The sequence below is a fragment of the Mariniluteicoccus endophyticus genome, from assembly GCF_054780035.1.
Window position 1 is genome coordinate 80,906 of sequence record NZ_BAAGXC010000022.1, and the last position, 19,609, is coordinate 100,514.

Consider the following 19,609-nt stretch of genomic DNA (forward strand, 5'->3'; position numbering starts at 1 on the left):
GCGGTCAGGGCTTCACGGCGCGGATCACCCGGTCGAGCCGGTGATGCGCACCGGCACCACCGGTGACGTCCCGCTTACGGGTCTCGTCGAGCACGACGTCCCAGCCACGGTCGGCGACCGCCGCCGCGACGTCGTCGAGCCCCACGTAGTCGGCCGGGTCGTAGCCGCGCTCGCGGGCATGCTCGGGGTCGACGTCTGCGTGGTGGCAGAACAGCAGCGTGCCGCCGGGCTCCACCGCACCCAGCAGGGCCTCCAGCGCACGCCCGTCCGCCTTCGGCAGCGCCGGGTAGAACGACGAGACCACGGCGTACGTCCCCAGGTCGGCCGCGGTGAAGTCGGCGGCGTGGAAGGCGACGCGTACGCCGGCCGCCTCGGCGGCCGCCCGCGCGCGCTCGATGGCGACCCCGGACACGTCGATGGCCGTCACGTCCCAGCCGCGGGAGGCCAGCCAGACCGCGTCCGCGCCCTCGCCGCAGCCGACGTCGAGGATCCGCCTGCTGGTCTCGGGGCCGAGCTCGGCGACCAGGAGACCGTTCGGCTCGCCGGACCACATGCGCTCACCCTCGGAGCGGTAACGCTCGTCCCAGTCGGCGGCGGTGTCGATGCGGTCAACGGCATGGTGGTGGTCGTGGGGTGCGGCTGGCTCCTCGTCTCGTTGACGCTCGCTCGTAGAGCGGTGGGAGAGGTCACCCGGAGAGCGGTCGGAGAGGTCGCCCGGAGACCGGGGGTCGCTCCTCACTCGTCGGCCCCTGACAGGTCGATGTCGACCATCAGCTCCTGGGCGATGTCCTCGAGCCGGGACGCGACCTCGGCCCGGTCGGCGCCGTCGGGCGCGGTGAGCAGGGCCTTGGCCTCGAACAGGCGGCCACCCGACATCGGGGCGTCACGAGTGGTGGTCTCAAGGTCGAGGAAGCTCACGCCGGCAGCGACAAGGGCCGCGGAGATCTCACGCACGATGCCCGGGCGGTCGTTGCCGACCAGCGCCAGGGTCCACTGGGCACCCGCGGGCTTCTGGTCCTCGGTGTGGGTCACCTTCACCTCGAGGACGCCGAGCCGCTCAAGCTGGGCTGCGAGTCCGTCGACCTTCGCCTCCGGCACGTCGACCAGGACGATGCCCGCGAACTTGCCGCCGAGGCGTGCCATGTCGCTGTTCAGCCAGTTGCCCTCGTGCTCCGCGACCTTCGCGGCCAGCGCGTTCACCAGTCCGGGGCGGTCGTCGCCCACCACCGTCAGCACAAGATTCGTCATGGGCTCAGCCTAGAGTGCAGCCATGCGCGTCGCACTGGTCACCTCCGCCCAACGTCCGAACCTCGACGAGGACGGCCCCCGCCTGCTGGCCGCGTGCGAGTCGAGGGGCCTCGAACCCCACGTCGTGGCCTGGGACTCCAACGCCGACTGGTGTTCGTACGCGGCCACCGTGATCCGCTCCACATGGGACTACACCGAGCGCATCGACGAGTTCCTTGCATGGACGCGTATCGTCCCGAAACTGATGAACGACGCCGATACCGTCGCCTGGAACAGCGACAAGCGCTACCTGCAGGACCTGGCCGCGGCCGGCATCCCGACCGTCCCGACCCGCTTCGTCCCCCCCGGCGGAGAGCTGCCGTCGGTCGACGCCGCCGAGATCGTCGTCAAGCCCGCGATCAGCGCGTCGGCCAAGGACACCGCCCGCTTCACCGCCGGCGACCCGGCCGCCGCCGACCTGCTCGCCGAGATCGGTGCCTCGGACCGGTACGCGATGGTCCAGCCCTACCTGACCGCCGTCGACACCGAGGGCGAGGCGTCCCTGGTCTACTTCGACGGCCACTACTCCCACGCGTCCACCAAGGCGGCGGTCCTCAGCGAGGCCGACGGCGAGCGCGTCACGCCGCGTACGCCGACCTCCACCGAGGACGAGCTGGGACGCCGCGTCCTCGCCTACGTCTCTGAACGCTTCGGCACCCCGCTGTACGCCCGCATCGACATGCTGCCCACACCCGACGGGCCCGTGCTGCTCGAGGCCGAGCTCATCGAGCCCAGCCTCTGGCTGCGGGAGGACGAGTACGCCGTCCGCCTCGTCGAGGCCATCGGCAACCGCGCCTGAATCCCGTCAGACCCGGCCGTGTTCGAAGTGCCGCTACCGGCTGCCGCGTCCCACGTCCACCCCTGGGGCCGGTCGGCCTGCCGACCGGGGCTGGCATATCCGCGCATCTCGGTCCACTCCTGCTGGGTGGGCGGCACGGCCTTCTTTGTGGCGAGCTTCGCACCTCGCTCAGACGCCGAGGCGCATGAGCATGATCACGTGCTTGTAGTCATTGATCGGCTCGCCGTCCATCTCGGGCAGGCCCGTGATCAGGCAGGGCTTGCCGGCGGCGGTGAACGCGAAGTTCGCGTACGGGGCGTCGATCGCGCCGAGCCCGTCGAGCAAGTACGTCGGGTTGAAGCCCGCCGCGGTCAGGGCCGGCTCGCCGTCGGTGTGGTTGATGACCTGTGCCGGCAGCTGCTCGGAGGCGTGGGCCTGGTCACCGGTGCGGGCGTCCAGCAGGATCGAGTCCTCCTGGATCGTCATGCGCAGCGACGTATGGGCCTCGGCCACCAGCGCGACGCGCTTGGCGGCGGAGATCAGGTCGGCCGTGGCGACGCGGACCGTCAACTTCGGCTCGATCGACATCAGGTGACGGACCTTGGGAAACTCTCCGTCGATGAGGCGGGTCGTGGTCTCGCGGACGCCGCCGGAGCCGCTGCCCTCGAAACCGATGAGTCCGTCACCGGCACCCGCTGTGGCCAGCGACATCGTGACGCGCTCACCGGAGGTCATCGACTTCGCGGTGTCGGACAGCACCTTGGCGGGGACGAGCGCCGCGCCGGAGGCCTGCGGGCGGTCGGGGTTCCAGGTGATCTCTTTGAGCGCCATGCGGTAGCGGTCGGTGGCGAGCAGCGACAGCGTGTCGCCCTCGATCTCGACGCGTACGCCGGTGAAGACCGGCAGGAGCTCGTCGCGGCCGGCGGCGACCACGACTTGGGAGACCGCGCGGGCGAACTCGTCGGAGGCGACGGTGCCGGCCGACTCGGGCATCGTGGGCAGCGCTGGGTATTCGGCGACGGGAAGCAGGTGAAGCGTGAAGCGTGCGGACCCACAGACGAGATCCATCTTGGACTCGTCGCTGGTGATCTCGACCGGCTTGTTGGGCAGCGAGCGGCAGATCTCGGCGAGCAGGCGACCGGAGACGAGTGCCTCGCCCTCGTCGACGACCTGGGCGGCGACGTTGACCTGGGCCGACGTCTCATAGTCGAAGCTCGACAGCACGACGCCGTCGTTCGTCGCACGGACCAGGAGGCCGGCCAGGATCGGGACGCTGGGGCGGGTGGGCAGGCTCCGGGCCGCCCACGCCACGGCTTCCGCCAGGACGTCACGCTCGAGGCGAATCTTCACGAGGGCTCCTTCGTCGGGGCTTGCACTCACACTCGTGGATCGGCAGTCAAGACGACGCGCCGGTCCGGGGCGTCGATCATATCCACCTCGTCGTTCGCCAGCCAACCGCCCGGCAACACCGTTGTCATTCGAGGGGGCGTCTGGGCGTCGATCCACAGCTCACAGCGAACTGGCTTTGAGCCTCTTGGAAGAATTCGTCCTCTCATGGTGGTCATAGGGGTTGTGGATCGTGTGGACAACCCTCGTTCGGGCTGGTCAGAAGCACATCGGTGTTCTTCCTCTGATGTGGAGAACCCAGAACTACACGGGTAGTACTTGAGGAAGGAACTGTCTGACCTCTGGTCTGACCCACATCCGAGTGCCTGGATGTGCACCGACGGGCACCGTTATCCACAAGTTTTCCCCAATGTGTGGACACTCTCATCTCGTTCCTGACCGTTCGGTGAACTTTCAGGTCACGCTCAAGTACCGTTGGTCAAAACCACACCGACGAAGCGGGGAACCATGAACCAGACAGCGACCAAGGGCGGTCGGCGCCGTGAGCAGATCTTGGCGGCGGCGGTCGAGCTCTTCGGCGAGGTCGGTTATCGCGGCACCTCGCTGCGCGACATCGCCCAGCGGGTGGGCATCACCCACCCGGGCCTGCTCTACCACTTCCACTCGAAGCAGGAGCTCCTGAGCGCCGTTCTCGAGCGCCGCGACGAGACCAACGACGACGTCTTCAACCTGCTCGAGCAGCCCGGCCCCGTCGAGCACGTCCGCAAGGTCCTCGAGCTCGCCGAGCACAACTCGACGATCCCCGGCATGATCGAGCTCTTCGCGACGCTGTCGGCCGAGTCGACCGATCCCGAGCACCCGGCGCACGACTACTTCACGGCCCGCTACGAGCGCATCGTCGGCATCAACCAGCAGATCTTCGACGACCTCGCCGAGGGCGGCCACCTCAAGGACGATGTCGACCCCGAGGGCCTGGGCGCGAGCTTCACCGCTCTCATGGACGGCATCCAGATCCAGTGGCTGTACGCCCCCGACACGGTCGACATGCCGGCGATCCTGAAGAAGTACTTCAACACGTACCTCAAGGAAGAACTCTGAGGGGCTGAGGCCTCCCGAAGCGCAACTTCTGCACCATCCGTGCATCGGGAGCACTGCGGTGGTCTGCGTACGCACGCCGCCGCTCGCGCCGCTGCCCGGCGTACCGGGAAATCGACATCACAGGCCGAAAACTCCACAACAGGCGTTGGATGACCTGTCGTGAAGTTTTCGGCCTGTCGTGGGGGCGCTGGGTGGGGGCAGACGGAGCTAGTACTTCTGCTGCTGCTTGATGCGGTTGGTGAGCTCCGTGACCTGGTTGTAGACCTGGCGACGCTCGGTCATGAGCTGGCGGATCTTGCGCTGGGCGTGCATGACGGTGGTGTGGTCGCGGCCACCGAACTGCTGGCCGATCTTCGGCAGGGAGAGGTCGGTGAGCTCCCGGCAGAGATACATGGCGATCTGGCGGGCGGTGGCGAGCACGTGCGTACGCGACGAGCCGCACAGGTCGTCGACGGAGATGCCGAAGTAGTCGGCGGTGGCCTGCATGATCAGCGGCGCGGTGATCTCGGTCTCGCCGCCCTCGGGGATGAGGTCGCGTAGCACCTGGGCGGTGAGGTCCATGTTGACCTCCTGCCGGTTGAGGCTCGCGAACGCCGTCACGCGGATGAGGGCGCCCTCGAGCTCGCGGATGTTGGTCTGGATGCGCGAGGCGATGAACTCGAGCACGTCCAGGCTGACCGTGAGCCGCTCCTGGGTGGCCTTCTTCTTGAGGATCGCGATGCGAGTCTCGAGGTCGGGGGCCTGGACGTCGGTGATGAGGCCCCACTCGAACCGGCTGCGCAGGCGCGGCTCGAGCGCCTCGAGCAGCTTCGGCGGGCGGTCGGAGGTCATCACGATCTGCTTCTGCGCGTTGTGGAGCGTGTTGAACGTGTGGAAGAACTCCTCCTGCGTCTGGATCTTCGACTCCAGGAACTGGATGTCGTCGATCAGCAGCACGTCCACGTCGCGGTAGCGTCGGCGGAACTCTGCCGTGCGGTTTTCCGAGATCGCGTTGATGAAGTCGTTGGTGAGCTCCTCGGTGGACACGTAGCGCACGCGTACGCGGTCGTAGTAGTTGCGCACGTAGTGGCCCAGCGCGTGGAGCAGGTGGGTCTTGCCCAGCCCGGATTCGCCGTAGATCATCAGCGGGTTGTACGCCTTGCCCGGCGCCTCCGCCACCGCCACCGCCGCAGCGTGGGCGAAGCGGTTGGACGAGCCGATGACGAAGTTCTCGAACGAGTACTTCGGGTTGAGCCGGGAGTCGATCTCGGACGGGCGGGGCGCCTGGCTGGCATGCCGGCTCACGCCCTCGCCGAAGCTGTCCTGGCCCCGGTCGATGGCGGTGTCGGGGGTGGGGCGCGAGGTGGGAGCCTCCTCCGGCGCCGCGGTGGGCTCGATCACCATGTCGTGGAGCGACTCGTCGATGGTGATGGCCAGGCGCGACTCGCGGCGGAAGATGTCGGAGAGGTCCTGCTCGATGCTCTCGCGCATAGTCGACTCCAGGCGGTTGCGCGTGAACTCGTCGGGGACGGCGACCATGACGGTCGAGCCGTGGACGGTGAGCGGCATGGTGCGCCGCAGCCAGATGAGGTCCTTGGTGGGCGCGCCTTCGACGACCTTGCGCCAGGCCTGCTCCAGCTCGGTCTGGGGGTCGACCTGGTCGGCGAACTGGTCATACGGATGCGCTCTGCGCAGTCCCGGATCACCCTGTTCGTTCGACTCGGTCAAGACGCTCTCCACATTGGTTCGAGATGGGCTCCGGCGCGCCCCAGCGTACAAGATAGTGCTTTCCCCACATAGTTATCCACAGGCTGTGGAGCGGCATAGCACCCGACGCTAGTCCGTTCACAGGATCCGTGCAAGACGTCAGGCGAGTCTCCCGGCGTGTCGGCTGGACACGCGTACGATGACTTCTTCGGTTTGACCGGAGGGCGTCACCCGCGTACCGTTTCATGGTCGCCGGGATGTCCGGCGCCTTTCTTGTGCCCACACGACACGACTTGAGGTCTTCCCGATGAGCAAGCGTACTTTCCAGCCGTCCAACCGGCGTCGCAGCCGCACCCACGGCTTCCGCCTCCGCATGCGCACCCGCGCCGGTCGCTCGATCCTGGCCTCGCGTCGCCGCAAGGGCCGCGCCAAGCTCGCTGGCTGAACGACTCCGCGGCCGTGCTGCCGTCGAGGCTGAGGATGCGCTCGTCGCTGGACTTCCAGCGCACCGTCCGTCAGGGCGTGCGCGCAGGTCGGCCCACACTCGTGGTGCACGCCCTGCGCGTTGACGTATCCGAGGTCGATCCCACCACCCCGGTGCGGGTCGGTCTCGTCGTCTCGAAGGGGGTCGGCAACGCGGTGGTTCGTTCGCGCGTGAAGCGTCGCCTGCGTCATCTGGCGCGTCCCCTCGCGCTCGCCACGGACCATCCGCTCCACGTCGTGATCCGCGCCCTGCCTGCGGCCGCGACCTCGGATCAGCTCGACACCGACCTGGCCTTGGCCTGGGCGCGGGCGAGCGACAAGGCGTACGCATGAAGTGGCTCATCATCGGCTTCATCAAGGCGTGGCGCCTGCTGATCAGCCCGCTCTACGGCAACGTGTGCCGCTACTACCCGAGCTGCTCGGCCTACGGCCTGGAATCGGTGCAGGTCCACGGCGCGTGGCGCGGTTCGGTCCTGACCATACGCCGCATCGCCCGCTGCAACCCGTGGTCGGCCGGCGGCTACGACCCGGTGCCCGGCACTGCGGCGGCGCGGGAGTGGGAGCATGAGCAGGCCGAGCAGGCCCGGTCGCGTGCCGCGCGCGGCGGCGACTCGCCCTGGAAGCACGACCCGAACGATCCTGAGCACAACCGACACGAGCACGACGAAGGTGTGAATTGATGGACCTCCTCCTGACCCCGATGGCCGGTTTCTGGGACACGATCCTGTATCCGCTGCACTGGGCGGTCTCCGGCCTGCTCGTGCTGGCGCATGCGATCTTCTCGCCGCTGTTCGGCGCCGACTCGGGTGTCACCTGGGTGCTCTCGCTGATTCTGCTGACGGTGTTCATCCGCACCGCGTTGATCCCGCTGTTCGTGCGCCAGATCCGTTCGTCGCGCAACATGCAGATCTTGCAGCCGAAGGTGCGCGAGCTGCAGAAGAAGTACGCCCACGACCGGGAGAAGCTCGGTCAGGAGACGATGAAGCTGTACAAGGACGAGGGTGTCAACCCGATGGCGTCCTGCTTCCCGCTCCTGCTGCAGATGCCGATCTTCTTCGCGCTGTTCAACGTGCTCAACGGCGCGGCCCGCGGCAAAGCCGTCGGCATGTTCCTCGAGCAGCGCCCAGAGCTGGTCCAGTCGCTGAGTCAGGCCAAGACCCTGGGCGGAGCGCGCCTCGCCGACTCGTTCATGCCGATGAGCAACGGCTTCGGCTCGGTCCAGGTCGTCGCGCTCGTGCTGATCCTCGCCATGGTGGCGACGCAGTTCTACTCCCAGCTCCAGCTGATGAGCAAGAACATGCCGCCGGAGGCGATGACGGGCCCGATGGCCCAGCAGCAGAAGATGATGCTCTACCTCTTCCCGGTGATCTTCGGCGTGGGTGGCATCTCGTTCCCGATCGGCGTCCTGATCTACTGGACCGCCACCAACCTGTGGTCGATGGGCCAGCAGTTCTTCGTCATCCGTAACTCCCCGACCCCGGGCACCCCGGCGTACGAGGCATGGGAGGAGCGCATGCGCAAGAAGGGTCACGACCCGAAGACCATGCGTCCCGGCGAGAAGCCGAAGCGCGGCGGTGCGACGGTGGCGAAGTTGCGCGGTGAGGACACCTCTGAGCCGACCAACGATGACCTCGCCGCTCAGAAGCCGCGCGTGCAGAGGCAGCAGCCGCGTCGCGAGACGCGTTCCAAGCGCAAGAAGTGACCCCACCTCGGCCGACCCATGGCCACCCGTCCTCCCGGACGGTTTCGATGAAGGAGCAGCAGCCGTGACCGAGAACACCGACGAGAACGTCCGCGCGGAGGACGAGCAGCCCACGAGCCAGTCGATCGCCGACGGCGTCGAGACCGACGAGGATGCGAACGCCGACGTCGAGGAGACCGGCAACGTCGATGGCGACGAGGACAAGGACGCGCCCGCGGGCAAGAAGTCGTCCAAGCTGGCCGCCCTCGACGAGGAGGGCGACATCGCCGCCGACTACCTGGAGGAGCTGCTCGACATCGCCGACCTCGACGGCGACATCGACACCTTTACCGAGGGCGGCCGCGCCCACGTCTCGATCGTGACCGACAGCACGGTCCTGGTCGGCAAGGACGGCGAGGTCCTCGAGGCCCTCCAGGAGCTCGCCCGGCTGTCCGTGATGACGGAGACGGGCCGCCGTTCGCGCCTCATGCTCGACGTGGCCGGCCACCGCGACAAGCGACGCCGCGAGCTCACCGACCTCGCCACCGACGCCATCGAGGAGGTCAAGGCGTCCGGCGAGCCCGTGCGCCTGACGCCGATGAACCCATTCGAACGCAAGATCGTCCACGACGCGGTCGCCGCCGCGGGTCTCGTGTCCGAGTCGGATGGCGAGGAGCCGCAGCGCCGCGTCGTCGTCCTCCCGAGCTGACCTCCGTGACTCCCCCGGAGGTCTTGGCCGCCGCCCGGCAGGTCTTCGGCGACCGCTTCGAGCTCGCCGAGTCATATCACGACCTGCTGGCCGGCCAGGGCATCGAGTGGGGCCTCATCGGCCCTCGCGAGGTCGACCGGTTGTGGGAGCGGCACATCCTCAACTCGGTGGCGCTCGCCCATCTGATGCCCCAGGGCGCCCTGGTCTGTGACGTCGGCTCCGGTGCCGGGCTCCCCGGCGTACCCCTGGCGATCGCTCGGCCCGATCTGAGGATGACCCTGCTCGAGCCGCTGCTGCGCCGCTCGAACTTCCTCACCGATGTTGTGGACAAGTTGGGGATAACCGAACACGTCGGTGTGGAAAGAGGGCGCGCCGAAGACTTCGACGGCGACTTCGACGTCGTGACGTCGCGCGCCGTCGCCCCGCTGGCCAGGCTCCTGCCGTGGTGTCTGGACCTGATGGGGGCGGGCGGGTCGCTCGTGGCGCTCAAAGGCGCCTCTGTGGCGGATGAGGTCAAGACTGTGGACAAGTTCTTGGACAGGTTCCGCCTGCGAGCCGAGATTCTGAGTGTGCGCGCCCACCCTGCGGTGGAACCCACGACCGCAGTACGCGTCACGCGCCGCTGAGTCGGTCCGGGTCGAGTTCCGACTACTACTCCCAGCTGCCGACGAAGTACGCGAACCTCACTTACGACGGCATGTACAGCGAGCGCGGCGACGCACTGTTCTTCCCCCTGTGGGCAGGGATCCCCGACGACGCCGGCGTCCTGTGGTGGTCGCCCGGGCACTCGCCCGAGGGCTGGGACATGTGGTGTCTGGCGCGCCGGAGCCCCACCGACCTCGGAGATGGCTGGTTGGGGTGCGGGGCGAAGCCCCAGTCTGTCGCAATGTCTCACGGGATCTAGCGTGGCGACGAGACAGGCTCAGACTTCCTGATCGTGTGCAAGCCCGCGTGGTGACCACGTCACCGACGCGATCGGACGTTTCCAGTCCTCGTCTACGGCGTGTGAGGCGCCCTCAGGACAGCAGGCGAACCAGATCGGGGACGAAGGACTCGCGTCTGGCGCTCGACGAGTCGGCGAGGTAGGACGCGACGAGGGTCGCCACGACGACGTCGACGACGATCTCGGGTGACGGGGTGTTCAGATGTTGTCGAGCCCGAACTCATTCGAATGACACTGCGGCCTTTTTCTCCGAGTCCACCTTCAACTGGAATATATCTGGTCGTGCGTAGTGGCCTACCGCGTCCAGATCGTACCTGGATTCGGGGATCATCGCGAGATCGATCTCGGCGGTTATCAATCCTTCTTCACCCCTGAGTGGACCCGCCAGCACATCGCCATACGGGTTGCAGATAATGCTACCGCCGTCGATGAGCGGATCGCCCTCCGGCCATCCAGAGGGGTTCTCCCTGCCCTGCTCGGCTGCCGGTGGCTGATACTGGCAGGCGCTCACCACGAAGCATCGACCCTCAGTGGCAATGTGGCGCATGCTGGCTTGCCACACATCACGGGCATCCACAGTGCTGGCAGCCCAGATCTCGACCCCTTGCGCGTACATGGCAGTGCGCAACAGCGGCATGTAGTGCTCCCAACATATGGCACCACCAACCTTGCCGATCTCAGAATCGGCGACGAACAAGGTGCTGCCATCGCCCTGTCCCCAGATCAGGCGTTCGGTAGCGGTGGGCATGAGCTTACGATGTTTGCCGATGTACCCAGCATCTGGATCAAGATATATCTGGGTGCAATAGAGGGTGGAACCATCCCGCTCGATGACACCCACCACCAACACGGCGCCGGTGCGAGCGCTGAGCTCGGCGAGCGTATCCACTTCTGGACCCGGGATCGAGATTGCTTGCTCGAAGTAGCGAGCGAACGCCTCCCTGCCATCTTGCATGCGGTATCCCAGTAACGTACCGAAACCTTCGCCCTTGGGATAGCCTCCAAGAACTGCCTCCGGCATCACCACCAGATCGAGATTCTCGCTCTTGATCTGCGATTCAAACGTCAGGATATGTTCCAGCGTAAACCCGGTGCCTTCGGGACGTGAACCGATCTGTAAAGCGCCAATTCGCGTTGATTTCATGCCTGATTTCCTAGCGTTGGAGGCGACAATTCGATGGTCTCAGCGTAGTACGGAACGTGGAGATGATTGATGCAGGGCTCACTTGAAGCGAGCCGCCGAGGAACAGGCAGAACGGGTGGGCGGAAGGATCTCGCATCCCGCACGGCTCCCTGTAGCTGAATTGGATCTTGAACGGCGCCACATTCCTCGGCCCAGGCTACATCAGACTCGAGATGGGAGAGTCGAGTCCCAAACCCGTAAAGACAGGGATGTGACCAAGGGTCACGTGCTGGACGAGGGGTCAAAGCGTGACTGGGGTCAGCGCTCGAGCGGCCGGGATGGGTCAGTTGGCGTCGTCCTGGACCTTCATGATGTCGAGGATGCGATCGAGGTCCTCCTCGGAGGCGAACTCGATCACGATCCTGCCCTTGTTCTTGCCCATGTCGACGCGAGCGCGGGTCTCGAAGTGGTCGGATAGCCGGTCGGTCAGCTCCACCGCACGGGGCGGGCGCTCCTTGGGGGCGCGGGCGGCTCGGGGCTCGGAGCCGGTGTCGCCCAGCATGACGATCTCCTCGGTCGCACGCACCGAGAGGCCCTCGGCGACGATCCGCTGGGCGAGGCGTTCCTGGGCCAGCTGGTTGTCGAGCCCGAGCAGTGCGCGGGCATGTCCCGCGCTCAAAACGCCGGCCGCGACGCGGCGCTGGACCGACGGCGGCAGCTTGAGTAGACGGATGGTGTTGGAGATCTGGGGACGGGAGCGCTTGATGCGCACCGACAACTCCTCCTGGGTGCACCCGAAGTCGTCGAGGAGCTGCTGATAGGCGTTGGCCTCCTCGAGCGGGTTGAGCTGGGCGCGATGGATGTTCTCGAGGAGCGCATCGCGGAGCAGGTCGTGCTCCTCGGTGCGGCGCACGATCGCCGGGATCGTCTTCTTGCCGGCGACCTGCGAGGCCCTCCACCGACGTTCACCCATGACCAGCTCGAACTTGTCCTTACCCAGCGGTCGGACGACGATGGGCTGGAGGAGGCCGACCTCCTTGATCGACTCCACGAGCTCATCGAGGAGGTCCTCGTCGAACTCGGTACGCGGCTGCTTGGGGTTGGGAGTGACCGCGCCGATGGGGATCTCCGCGTAGTAGGACCCCTCAGGGATCCTGCGGGAGGACTTCTGGGAGTCGATGACCTCGTCGACGGGGCGATGGCGGGGAGCGGTGTCGGTGTTCTGGATGAGCTGGCCGAGGCCTCGGCCGAGTCCGGACTTCTTGGCTGGGGTCGTCATGAGTTCTCCTTCGCGCCGCGCTCGGCGATCTCCCGGGCGGCCTTGATGTAGCAGTCCGCTCCGATGGACTCGGGGTTGTAGGTGAGGACGGTCTGGCCGTACGAGGGGGCCTCGGCGATCCGGACAGATCGAGGGATGACGTTGTGCAGGGTCTGCTCCGGGAAGTGCTTGCGTACCTCGTCGGCGACTTGGGCAGACAGGCGTGTGCGCGCGTCGAACATCGTGAGAAGCACGGTGGAGAGGTGGAGGTCGTCGTTCAGTTCACCCTTGACGAGTTTGATCGTGTTCATCAGCATCGAGACACCCTCGAGCGCGTAGTACTCGCACTGGATCGGGATCAGGATCTCCTGGGCCGCGACCAGTCCGTTGAGCGTGAGGAGCCCTAGCGACGGCGGACAGTCCAGGATGATGTAGTCGGTCGGGTTGTCCTTCAGATATCTGCGGATCGCCTTCGCCAGCCGGCTCTCGCGCGCGACCGTGGAGACGAGCTCGATCTCAGAGGCGGCGAGGTCGATGGTGGCAGGCAGTACGCGTAGGCGGGCCGCCTCGGGGGACTCCTGCACATGTTCGGTGATCGCGTCGCCGTCGATGAGGACCTCGTAGGTCCCCGGTGTTCCTGGCGGGTGCTCGATGCCCAGCGCGGTGGACGCGTTGCCCTGAGGATCGAGGTCGATGACGAGGACGTCCAGCCCGCCCAGTGCCAGTGCAGCGGCGAGGTTGACGGCGGTCGTCGTCTTTCCAACGCCCCCCTTCTGGTTCGCCACGACCAAGGTGCGGGTCGAGAGGGGCCTGGGCAGCTGGGCCTCGAGTGGCTCCTCGGGATCCGGTTCGGCGCGTGGATCGAGGTCGACAGGGGTCTCGTCGGGCTCGGGTTCCGGGGCGGGTTCAGGTTCGTCGGGAAGGCTGCGGGGATCGGTCAGTTCTTCTTCCACATCCACCGGAACGCCTCGTTCGGAGTCGGGGGCCGTCTCGGGACGTGGCTGGCTGACGCTGTCAGCCAGAAACATGGGCGTTTCACGTGAAACGTTGGGCCACCCCACTCCTGGGGTCGCGTAGGCGCGGCCGGGCCAGCCAAGAGACGGCTGTGCTTTGTCGCTCATCGATGCCTTCCTACGTCGCTTCAGCAGGTGGCCACACTACAGGGAAACGAGCAACGCGTTGATCATGGACGCCTCCGCGGTTTTGGCCGGGTCCGGGTGGGCCCGTTTGGAGGCGGGGTCAACGCACGGAAGTTTCACGTGAAACGGCCGCGTCGTCGAGTCGAGCGAGCTTCCTTCGTACGTCCTTGGTGGCGAAGTGTTCCGCAACGAAGGAGAGAAAAGGAATGGTGCCGGCCAGCGCGATGCCGATGAGCCGTCCGACGTCCCACTTGGCCTTCATACCGAGATTGATCGCGCTTGCGAGAAGGGCCATGTAGAGCCAGCCGTGGGCGATGCCCAGGGACATGTTGATCTTTGCGCCGAGCGCGTTGAGGTTGGGGTCGGAGGCGAGGTACTTGAGGGGCATGCCGACGCACATCAGGACGACCAGCGCGATACCCACGATCCAAGCGAGGGCGCGGTAGATCGGCAACGCCTTGCGCACGGCCTCGGCGTCGATGCCTTTCACGGTGTTGTCCACAACTCTCCTCTATTCATGCACGCGCGTGTGCGGGGGATCCACAGGGGGCGTCTCATTCTTCCACAGTGTCTTCCACAGGCTCCTTGGGAGCCATGAAGCCCTTCTGGTGCGCTGCGTCGCGAGACAGCTTCACAGTCGCCGCCATCGTCGCGGCGGCGAAGATCCACCACTGCAGCGCGTAACCGCTGCTTCGTGCGTTGCCGGCATTGCTGGGGAGGACGACCTCCGCGTGCTCGAGGCCGTGGGACTGGGAGCCGGCCGCGACCAGGTTGAGGTATCCGGGCATCAGGGCACCGTCCCACTGCTGTGCGACGAGAGGGAGGCGTACGGTCGCAAGCTTTCCGTCGCCGAGGTCGGTGCCCGACTCCCCCTCGCTGGGCAGGAAGACCCCCACCTCCGTTCGCTGCTCGATCGGCACCTCGGGCGCGGTGCACGTGCGGCTCACGCCTCGGACCACGGGCACGAGCGTCCCGTCCTGGAGGCGGAGGGGGGAGAGCACGCGGCAGCGGTTCGCGTCCTTGGTGTCGGGGACGAGGATGTCCTGTCCCGGGAGATAAGTGCCGGTCGCCTCGAGTGGCCGCCCGTACGCGTCCTTGGGGATCTCCTCGGTGTTCACGGCGTCGGTCAGGGGGATCGCCGGGAGAGACATGCGGTCGACGAGGTGGTCCTTGCCCTGGGACCGGAACACCGACATCTGCCAGAGTCCGAGCGTGAGCATCACTGCGGTGACCACGAGCCCGACCGACCAGATGATCGCCTGCTGACGGCGGCGATGACGAGGGTCCTGGGGTGTGTCGCTCATGGTGCCACCAGTCTACGCTTGTCCCATGAATGGCGAGGGGCTCATGCGTGCTCGGCACCGTCGCCTGCGTCCGTTTCACGTGAAACATCTGGAGGCCCTCCCCGCGACCTGCCGCTCCTGTCCCCTAGGTCCTCTCGCCATCCCGGCTCTTCGTGACGCCGAACCGGCGGGGTGGGTGCGGGCCTCGGAGGGAGAGTGGGGGCAGGCCGGTGTCTCATGTTGGGACGACGGGCAAATCGTCGGCTACCTGCTCGTGAGCACCCCGCTGCATGTGCCTCGCTCCGGGCCCCAGAGCGGTGTCGCCCAGCGGCCTGACGCCGCCGTCGTCATGTCGCTGCGGGTCATCGACGAGTACGCGAGGCTTGGCATCGGCCGTCAGCTCGTTCAAGCGGCCGCGGCCATGATCGCGAGGGGTCCGGCACCTTTCCGCGCACTCGAGGTGGAGGCGACTCGAGCTGTGGCGACGTGCGCGCTGCCGTCGGCCGAGTTCCTGACGGCGGTGGGCTTCGAGATCTGCCGTCCCGATCCCGTCCGTCCTCGTCTCCGGCTGGACGTGGACCGGGCGGTGCGCTGGAGGCCCCACCTGAACGCGGCGGTCGTCGACCGGCTCACGGCGTGGGCGCGACCGCTCCCGGCCGAGCCCGCGAATCGCGAGGGCTGATCAGCCCAGGGTTCGCAGCTCGGCGGCGGTGGCGCGTACCTCCAGGGTGGCGGCCGGGACGTCGAGATCCTCCAGGGCGACCACACCCACCGCCGACTCCACGTCCCCGAGGACGACTCCCGAGGCGACTCCGATGGCCCCGACCTGGATCTGGCCGCGGCTGACCGCATGTCCATCCCGCCGCGCGTCGGCGACCGCAGCCGGCTCACCTGCCGTGTGCGGGCGGAGAGCGAGCAGGGCGATTCCCGACGCGCCCCGGACGAGGTCGTGTCGTGACCCCACCTGGTAGCCGACCCGAAGCACGGTCCCGTCGGGCTCCTCGACGGCGACCACGACGCACTCGTCGCCCTCGGCCACGGCCAGGTAGGCGGTGGCGCTGGTCCGGGAGGCCAGCCGACCGAGCAGCGGGGCGGCCGTCGCTCGGAGCGTGGGCGCGAAGCGGGCCGCGAGCGTCGTGACCCCCGCGCCGAGGCGTACGCGTCCGTCCGGAGACCGATGGACGAGGCGGTGGTCGGCGAGCGTCGCCACGATGCGGTACGCGATGGCCCGGTGGACGTCGAGGACCTCGGCCACCTCGGCGACCGTGAGCCCGTGGGGGGCGCGGGAGACGGCGTCCAGTGCCGTCAGGCCGCGGTCGAGCGTCTGCAGCGTGGCCACGTCTCCCCCTTGCTGGACAGATGTCCATGTGCGCTATCGGTCAATGATGTCACGAATCGGCTGCGATTGCTCATGGCGACGAATGAGGCGTTGCCGATGTGATGTGCAACACCTTACGGTGCGTGCGCTGGGAGAACACCAGTGTGCACTATTCGTCACATGCGCAGAAATGAGGAGTGTCCATGACGTGCCCCGTCTCACACCGAGCCGCCGAATTCGATCCGTTCGAGGGGGCCTATCAGGTCGACCCCGCGGAGGCCCTGCGCTGGAGCCGCGAGGAGGAGCCCATCTTCTTCTCGCCGAAGCTGGGCTATTGGGTCGTGACGCGCTACGACGACGTCAAGGCGGTCTTCCGCGACAACGAGACCTACTCGCCCGCGATCGCGCTCGAGAAGATCACCCCGAACAGCGACGAGGCCAACGAGGTGCTGCAGTCCTACGACTACGGCATGCGCCGCAGCCTGGTGAACGAGGACGAGCCCGAGCACATGCCACGCCGTCGTGCACTGATGGAGCCGTTCACGCCCGAACAGCTCGCCGGGCGCGAGGAGATGGTGCGCCGGCTGGCCCGCCGCGCGGTGGACGCGATCATCGACAAGGGCCGTGCCGACCTCGTGGACGACATGCTGTACGCCGTCCCGCTCGAGGTCGCCATGCACTTCCTCGGCATCCCCGAGGAGGACCACGGACCGCTCAAGGAATACTCGGTCGCCCACACCGTCAACACGTGGGGCCGCCCGAAGCCCGAGGAGCAGGTCGCCGTCGCTCACGCGGTCGGCAACTTCTGGCAGTACGCCGGGGGCGTCCTCGACAAGATGCGGCAGTGCCCCGAGGGGCCGGGTTGGATGCAGTACAGCATCCGCGTACAGAACGAGGAGCGGGCCAACGGCGCGAAGCCCGGCGAGGAGGTCGTCACCGACTCCTACCTTCACTCGATGATGATGGCCGGCATCGTCGCCGCGCACGAGACGACGGCCCACGCGTCGGCGAACGCCGTGCGCCTGCTGCTGGAGAACCGTGAGGTCTGGGACGAGATCTGCGCCGACCCGACCTTGATCGCCAACGCCGTCGAGGAGTGCCTACGCTTCTCCGGCTCGGTGGCCGCCTGGCGCCGGCTGGTGATGGAGGACACCGAGCTGTCCGGCGTACGGTTCAAGAAGGGAGACAAGCTGCTGATCGTGCAGGCCTCGGCCAACCACGACGAGCGCCACTTCGACAACCCCGATGAGATCGACGTACGCCGCGCCACGGCGTCCGACCACCTGACCTTCGGCTACGGCTCCCACCAGTGCCTCGGCAAGAACCTGGCCCGCATGGAGATGCAGGTCTTCCTCGAAGAGCTCACCTCGCGCCTGCCCCACCTGCGCCTGGCCGAGCAGGAGTTCACGTTCGTGCCGAACACGAGCTTCCGCGGTCCCGAACACCTCTGGGTCGAGTGGGACCCCGAGCAGAACCCCGAGCGCACCGACCCCACGGTCCTCGACCGCCACGCCACCATCCGCATCGGCGAGCCGAGCCGGCACACCATCGCACGCAACGTGGTCGTCGAGGCCGCCGACCAGGTCGCCGAGGGCGTCGTACGCCTCACCCTGCGCGACGTCACGGGCAAGCCGCTGCCCCGCTGGACGCCGGGCTCGCACGTCGACATCGAGTGCGGAACCGACGCCGACGGCAAGCAGATCTCGCGGCAGTACTCGCTGTGCGGTCCCACCGACGCCGACACCTACGACATCGCCGTCCTGCGTGAGGACGCGGGCCGCGGCGGCTCGCGCTGGGTCCACGAGAACGCCCACGTCGGCGTCCGCCTGCGCATGCGTGGCCCGTCGAACCACTTCCGCATGGACGAGGGGTCGACCGCGCCGCTGGTGCTCGTCGCCGGCGGCATCGGCATCACCCCGGTCCTCGCCATGGCCGACCGCGCGCGGGAGCTCGGCCTCGACTACCACCTTCACTACGCGGGCCGCTCGCGTACGACCATGGCCTTCCTCGACCGGCTGGAGGCCGACCACGCCGGCCGTCACACCTTGTACGCCAAGGACGAGGGCCACCGCGCCGACCTGGCTGAGCTCACGGCCGATCCGACGACCATGGTGTACGCCTGTGGCCCCGAGCGGCTGCTGGAGGCGCTCGACGCGATCGTGCCCGAGGAGCGCCTGCGCGTGGAGCACTTCACCTCCACCCTCGGCGAGCTCGACCCGACCAAGGAGCACGCGTTCGACGTCGTCCTCGCCGACTCGGGCCTCACCCTCACGGTGCCGAACAACCAGACCGTCCTCGAGACGCTGCGCGGCGCGAACATCGATGTCCCCTCCGACTGCGAGGAGGGGCTGTGCGGCACCTGCGAGGTGCCGGTGCTTGACGGCCAGGTCGACCACCGCGACGTCGTGCTGTCCCGGGCCGAACGTGAGGCCAACACCTCGATGATGACCTGCTGCTCCCGCGCCTGCGGGGGTTCGCTGACCCTCCGTCTCTGACCGAGACCTTGATCAGATCCTGAAAGGAAACCCATGAGTTCGTCCGCCACCGAGGGAGTCACCGGCGACACCCTCAACGCCCGTCCCAAGGGCTTCACCCGCGTCATGGCCGGTTCCATGGTCGGCGCGGTGCTCGAGTGGTACGACTTCGCCCTGTTCGGCGTTCTCGCCGCGACGATCTTCGGACCGCTGTTCTTCAAGTCGGCCGACCCCATCGTCGGCACGCTCCAGGCCCTCGCGACGATGGGTCTGGGCTTCGTCGCCCGTCCGCTCGGAGGCGTGGTGTTCGGTCACCTCGGTGACAAGTTCGGCCGCCAGCCGATGCTGGTGACTACCTTCCTGATGCTGGGTGCGGCCACGGCCGCGATCGGCTTTCTGCCGACGCTCCACTCGGCCGGCGTGTGGGCCACGGTGCTACTCGTCCTGCTGCGTCTGGTCCAGGGCTTCGCCCTCGGCGGGGAGTTCGGGGCGGCCGTCCTGCTGGTCTCCGAGTACGGCGACAAGGACAAGCGGGGCTTCTGGGCCTCCTGGCCGCAGGCCGGCGCCCCGATGGGCACCGTCCTCGCCACGGTGGTCGTCACCGCGCTCCAGATGATCTTCCCGGGCCAGGCGTTCATCGACACGGGATGGCGTGTGGCGTTCTGGCTCGCCATCCCGCTGCTGGCGTTCGGGTTCTGGGTGCGTCACGGCATCGAGGAGTCGCCGGTCTTCCAGGCCGCCCAGGAGCACGCCGCCCAGACCCAGACGGAGACGCCGAGGTCGTCGATCGTCGAGGCGCTCGCGAAACCCCGCGCAGTGCTCCACGGTCTGGGCGTACGCCTGGGCGAGAACATCGCGTTCTACTTCTACACGGTGTTCGTGCTGTCGTTCGCGACGAAGGTGCACAAGTACGCGATGCCCGACGTGCTGAAGGTCGTGGGCCGCCCCCGTCATTCGGTCCGGACGGTGTGTGAGTCGTCGGTTTCGATTTGATGGGTGCAT

20 protein-coding genes and 1 pseudogene are annotated in these 19,609 nt (G+C 67.4%); 11 read left to right on the forward strand and 10 right to left on the reverse strand.

Annotated features, from left to right (window positions below; translation table 11 throughout):
* Positions 1 to 4: 4 nt before the first annotated feature.
* Positions 5 to 739, reverse strand: a complete 735-nt coding sequence (locus ACYVGD_RS11665) for a class I SAM-dependent methyltransferase (RefSeq protein ID WP_460743817.1) — start codon at positions 737 to 739, stop codon at positions 5 to 7.
* Positions 736 to 1,248: a glycine cleavage system transcriptional repressor gene (locus ACYVGD_RS11670; RefSeq protein ID WP_460743819.1), complete on the reverse strand. Its 513-nt coding sequence runs from the start codon at positions 1,246 to 1,248 to the stop codon at positions 736 to 738. The genes ACYVGD_RS11665 and ACYVGD_RS11670 overlap by 4 nt, the downstream gene beginning before the upstream one ends.
* Before the next feature lie 22 nt (positions 1,249 to 1,270).
* Between ACYVGD_RS11670 and ACYVGD_RS11675 the strand changes: the two genes are divergently transcribed.
* Positions 1,271 to 2,086, forward strand: a complete 816-nt coding sequence (locus ACYVGD_RS11675) for an ATP-grasp domain-containing protein (protein WP_460743820.1) — start codon at positions 1,271 to 1,273, stop codon at positions 2,084 to 2,086.
* A gap of 168 nt (positions 2,087 to 2,254) precedes the next feature.
* Here the strand turns inward: ACYVGD_RS11675 and dnaN are convergent, their stop codons facing one another.
* The gene (gene dnaN / locus ACYVGD_RS11680) at positions 2,255 to 3,415 is read right to left on the reverse strand and encodes a DNA polymerase III subunit beta (RefSeq protein ID WP_460743821.1); all 1,161 of its coding nucleotides are present in this window, start codon (positions 3,413 to 3,415) and stop codon (positions 2,255 to 2,257) included.
* A 504-nt stretch (positions 3,416 to 3,919) separates the two neighbouring features.
* Here dnaN and ACYVGD_RS11685 point away from each other — a divergent pair.
* Positions 3,920 to 4,510: a TetR/AcrR family transcriptional regulator gene (locus ACYVGD_RS11685; RefSeq protein WP_460743822.1), complete on the forward strand. Its 591-nt coding sequence runs from the start codon at positions 3,920 to 3,922 to the stop codon at positions 4,508 to 4,510.
* Positions 4,511 to 4,717: 207 nt separating this feature from the next.
* Here ACYVGD_RS11685 and dnaA read toward each other — a convergent pair whose 3' ends face one another.
* Positions 4,718 to 6,217, reverse strand: coding sequence for a chromosomal replication initiator protein DnaA (gene dnaA / locus ACYVGD_RS11690; RefSeq protein WP_460743823.1), 1,500 nt, complete (start codon positions 6,215 to 6,217; stop codon positions 4,718 to 4,720).
* Between the two features lie 286 nt (positions 6,218 to 6,503).
* Between dnaA and rpmH the strand changes: the two genes are divergently transcribed.
* The 6 genes from rpmH (at position 6,504) to rsmG (ending at position 9,695) form a co-directional block, all read left to right on the forward strand.
* Positions 6,504 to 6,641 (forward strand): 50S ribosomal protein L34, encoded by a 138-nt coding sequence (rpmH, locus tag ACYVGD_RS11695; RefSeq protein WP_094362520.1) that lies wholly within the window; start codon positions 6,504 to 6,506, stop codon positions 6,639 to 6,641.
* Positions 6,642 to 6,655: 14 nt separating this feature from the next.
* Positions 6,656 to 7,012, forward strand: a complete 357-nt coding sequence (rnpA, locus tag ACYVGD_RS11700) for a ribonuclease P protein component (protein WP_460743824.1) — start codon at positions 6,656 to 6,658, stop codon at positions 7,010 to 7,012.
* Positions 7,009 to 7,359 (forward strand): membrane protein insertion efficiency factor YidD, encoded by a 351-nt coding sequence (yidD, locus tag ACYVGD_RS11705; protein ID WP_460743825.1) that lies wholly within the window; start codon positions 7,009 to 7,011, stop codon positions 7,357 to 7,359. Before rnpA ends, yidD begins: the two co-directional genes overlap by 4 nt.
* Positions 7,359 to 8,381: a membrane protein insertase YidC gene (gene yidC, locus ACYVGD_RS11710; protein ID WP_460743827.1), complete on the forward strand. Its 1,023-nt coding sequence runs from the start codon at positions 7,359 to 7,361 to the stop codon at positions 8,379 to 8,381. Before yidD ends, yidC begins: the two co-directional genes overlap by 1 nt.
* A 235-nt stretch (positions 8,382 to 8,616) precedes the next feature.
* Positions 8,617 to 9,069 (forward strand): Jag family protein, encoded by a 453-nt coding sequence (locus tag ACYVGD_RS11715; RefSeq protein WP_460743839.1) that lies wholly within the window; start codon positions 8,617 to 8,619, stop codon positions 9,067 to 9,069.
* 5 nt (positions 9,070 to 9,074) lie between these two features.
* A complete protein-coding gene (gene rsmG, locus ACYVGD_RS11720; protein WP_460743829.1) occupies positions 9,075 to 9,695 on the forward strand; it encodes a 16S rRNA (guanine(527)-N(7))-methyltransferase RsmG in 621 nt (206 codons plus the stop codon).
* Between the two features lie 537 nt (positions 9,696 to 10,232).
* On the opposite strand, the gene ACYVGD_RS11725 is transcribed toward rsmG, so the two are convergent.
* From ACYVGD_RS11725 to ACYVGD_RS11745, 5 genes and pseudogenes are all read right to left on the reverse strand, one after another.
* Entirely contained in the window at positions 10,233 to 11,156 is a 924-nt protein-coding gene (locus ACYVGD_RS11725) for a carbon-nitrogen hydrolase family protein (RefSeq protein WP_460743830.1), read from the reverse strand.
* A gap of 322 nt (positions 11,157 to 11,478) precedes the next feature.
* Positions 11,479 to 12,414: a ParB/RepB/Spo0J family partition protein gene (locus ACYVGD_RS11730; protein ID WP_460743831.1), complete on the reverse strand. Its 936-nt coding sequence runs from the start codon at positions 12,412 to 12,414 to the stop codon at positions 11,479 to 11,481.
* The gene (locus tag ACYVGD_RS11735; protein WP_460743832.1) at positions 12,411 to 13,346 is read right to left on the reverse strand and encodes a ParA family protein; all 936 of its coding nucleotides are present in this window, start codon (positions 13,344 to 13,346) and stop codon (positions 12,411 to 12,413) included. The genes ACYVGD_RS11730 and ACYVGD_RS11735 overlap by 4 nt, the downstream gene beginning before the upstream one ends.
* Positions 13,347 to 13,632: 286 nt before the next feature.
* Positions 13,633 to 14,010: pseudogene (locus ACYVGD_RS11740) on the reverse strand (DUF3817 domain-containing protein); the annotation flags it as partial.
* A 76-nt stretch (positions 14,011 to 14,086) separates the two neighbouring features.
* Entirely contained in the window at positions 14,087 to 14,836 is a 750-nt protein-coding gene (locus ACYVGD_RS11745) for an SURF1 family protein (RefSeq protein WP_460743834.1), read from the reverse strand.
* Between the two features lie 43 nt (positions 14,837 to 14,879).
* Here ACYVGD_RS11745 and ACYVGD_RS11750 point away from each other — a divergent pair, with 43 nt between their 5' ends.
* Positions 14,880 to 15,497 carry a GNAT family N-acetyltransferase gene (locus tag ACYVGD_RS11750; RefSeq protein WP_460743841.1) on the forward strand — a complete coding sequence of 206 codons (618 nt, stop codon included), beginning with the start codon at positions 14,880 to 14,882 and terminating at the stop codon, positions 15,495 to 15,497.
* Here the strand turns inward: ACYVGD_RS11750 and ACYVGD_RS11755 are convergent, their stop codons facing one another.
* Positions 15,498 to 16,154, reverse strand: a complete 657-nt coding sequence (locus ACYVGD_RS11755) for an IclR family transcriptional regulator (RefSeq protein ID WP_460743835.1) — start codon at positions 16,152 to 16,154, stop codon at positions 15,498 to 15,500. It abuts the gene before it with no gap.
* Positions 16,155 to 16,336: 182 nt separating this feature from the next.
* Here ACYVGD_RS11755 and ACYVGD_RS11760 point away from each other — a divergent pair, with 182 nt between their 5' ends.
* A complete protein-coding gene (locus ACYVGD_RS11760) occupies positions 16,337 to 18,628 on the forward strand; it encodes a cytochrome P450 (RefSeq protein ID WP_460743836.1) in 2,292 nt (763 codons plus the stop codon).
* Positions 18,629 to 18,661: 33 nt separating this feature from the next.
* Positions 18,662 to 19,600: an MFS transporter gene (locus ACYVGD_RS11765; RefSeq protein WP_460743837.1), complete on the forward strand. Its 939-nt coding sequence runs from the start codon at positions 18,662 to 18,664 to the stop codon at positions 19,598 to 19,600.
* The last annotated feature ends 9 nt before the right edge of the window (positions 19,601 to 19,609 follow it).

What these genes read in the sequence shown, in the direction of transcription:
- ACYVGD_RS11730 (WP_460743831.1), bottom strand. Translation starts at nt 12,414, where the DNA reads ATGACGACCCCAGCCAAGAAGTCCGGACTCGGCCGAGGCCTCGGCCAG.
- ACYVGD_RS11765 (WP_460743837.1), top strand. Translation starts at nt 18,662, where the DNA reads ATGAGTTCGTCCGCCACCGAGGGAGTCACCGGCGACACCCTCAACGCC.
- yidD (WP_460743825.1), top strand. Translation starts at nt 7,009, where the DNA reads ATGAAGTGGCTCATCATCGGCTTCATCAAGGCGTGGCGCCTGCTGATC.
- ACYVGD_RS11675 (WP_460743820.1), top strand. Translation starts at nt 1,271, where the DNA reads ATGCGCGTCGCACTGGTCACCTCCGCCCAACGTCCGAACCTCGACGAG.
- rpmH (WP_094362520.1), top strand. Translation starts at nt 6,504, where the DNA reads ATGAGCAAGCGTACTTTCCAGCCGTCCAACCGGCGTCGCAGCCGCACC.
- ACYVGD_RS11725 (WP_460743830.1), bottom strand. Translation starts at nt 11,156, where the DNA reads ATGAAATCAACGCGAATTGGCGCTTTACAGATCGGTTCACGTCCCGAA.
- ACYVGD_RS11760 (WP_460743836.1), top strand. Translation starts at nt 16,337, where the DNA reads ATGACGTGCCCCGTCTCACACCGAGCCGCCGAATTCGATCCGTTCGAG.
- ACYVGD_RS11745 (WP_460743834.1), bottom strand. Translation starts at nt 14,836, where the DNA reads ATGAGCGACACACCCCAGGACCCTCGTCATCGCCGCCGTCAGCAGGCG.
- ACYVGD_RS11685 (WP_460743822.1), top strand. Translation starts at nt 3,920, where the DNA reads ATGAACCAGACAGCGACCAAGGGCGGTCGGCGCCGTGAGCAGATCTTG.
- ACYVGD_RS11670 (WP_460743819.1), bottom strand. Translation starts at nt 1,248, where the DNA reads ATGACGAATCTTGTGCTGACGGTGGTGGGCGACGACCGCCCCGGACTG.
- yidC (WP_460743827.1), top strand. Translation starts at nt 7,359, where the DNA reads ATGGACCTCCTCCTGACCCCGATGGCCGGTTTCTGGGACACGATCCTG.
- ACYVGD_RS11750 (WP_460743841.1), top strand. Translation starts at nt 14,880, where the DNA reads ATGCGTGCTCGGCACCGTCGCCTGCGTCCGTTTCACGTGAAACATCTG.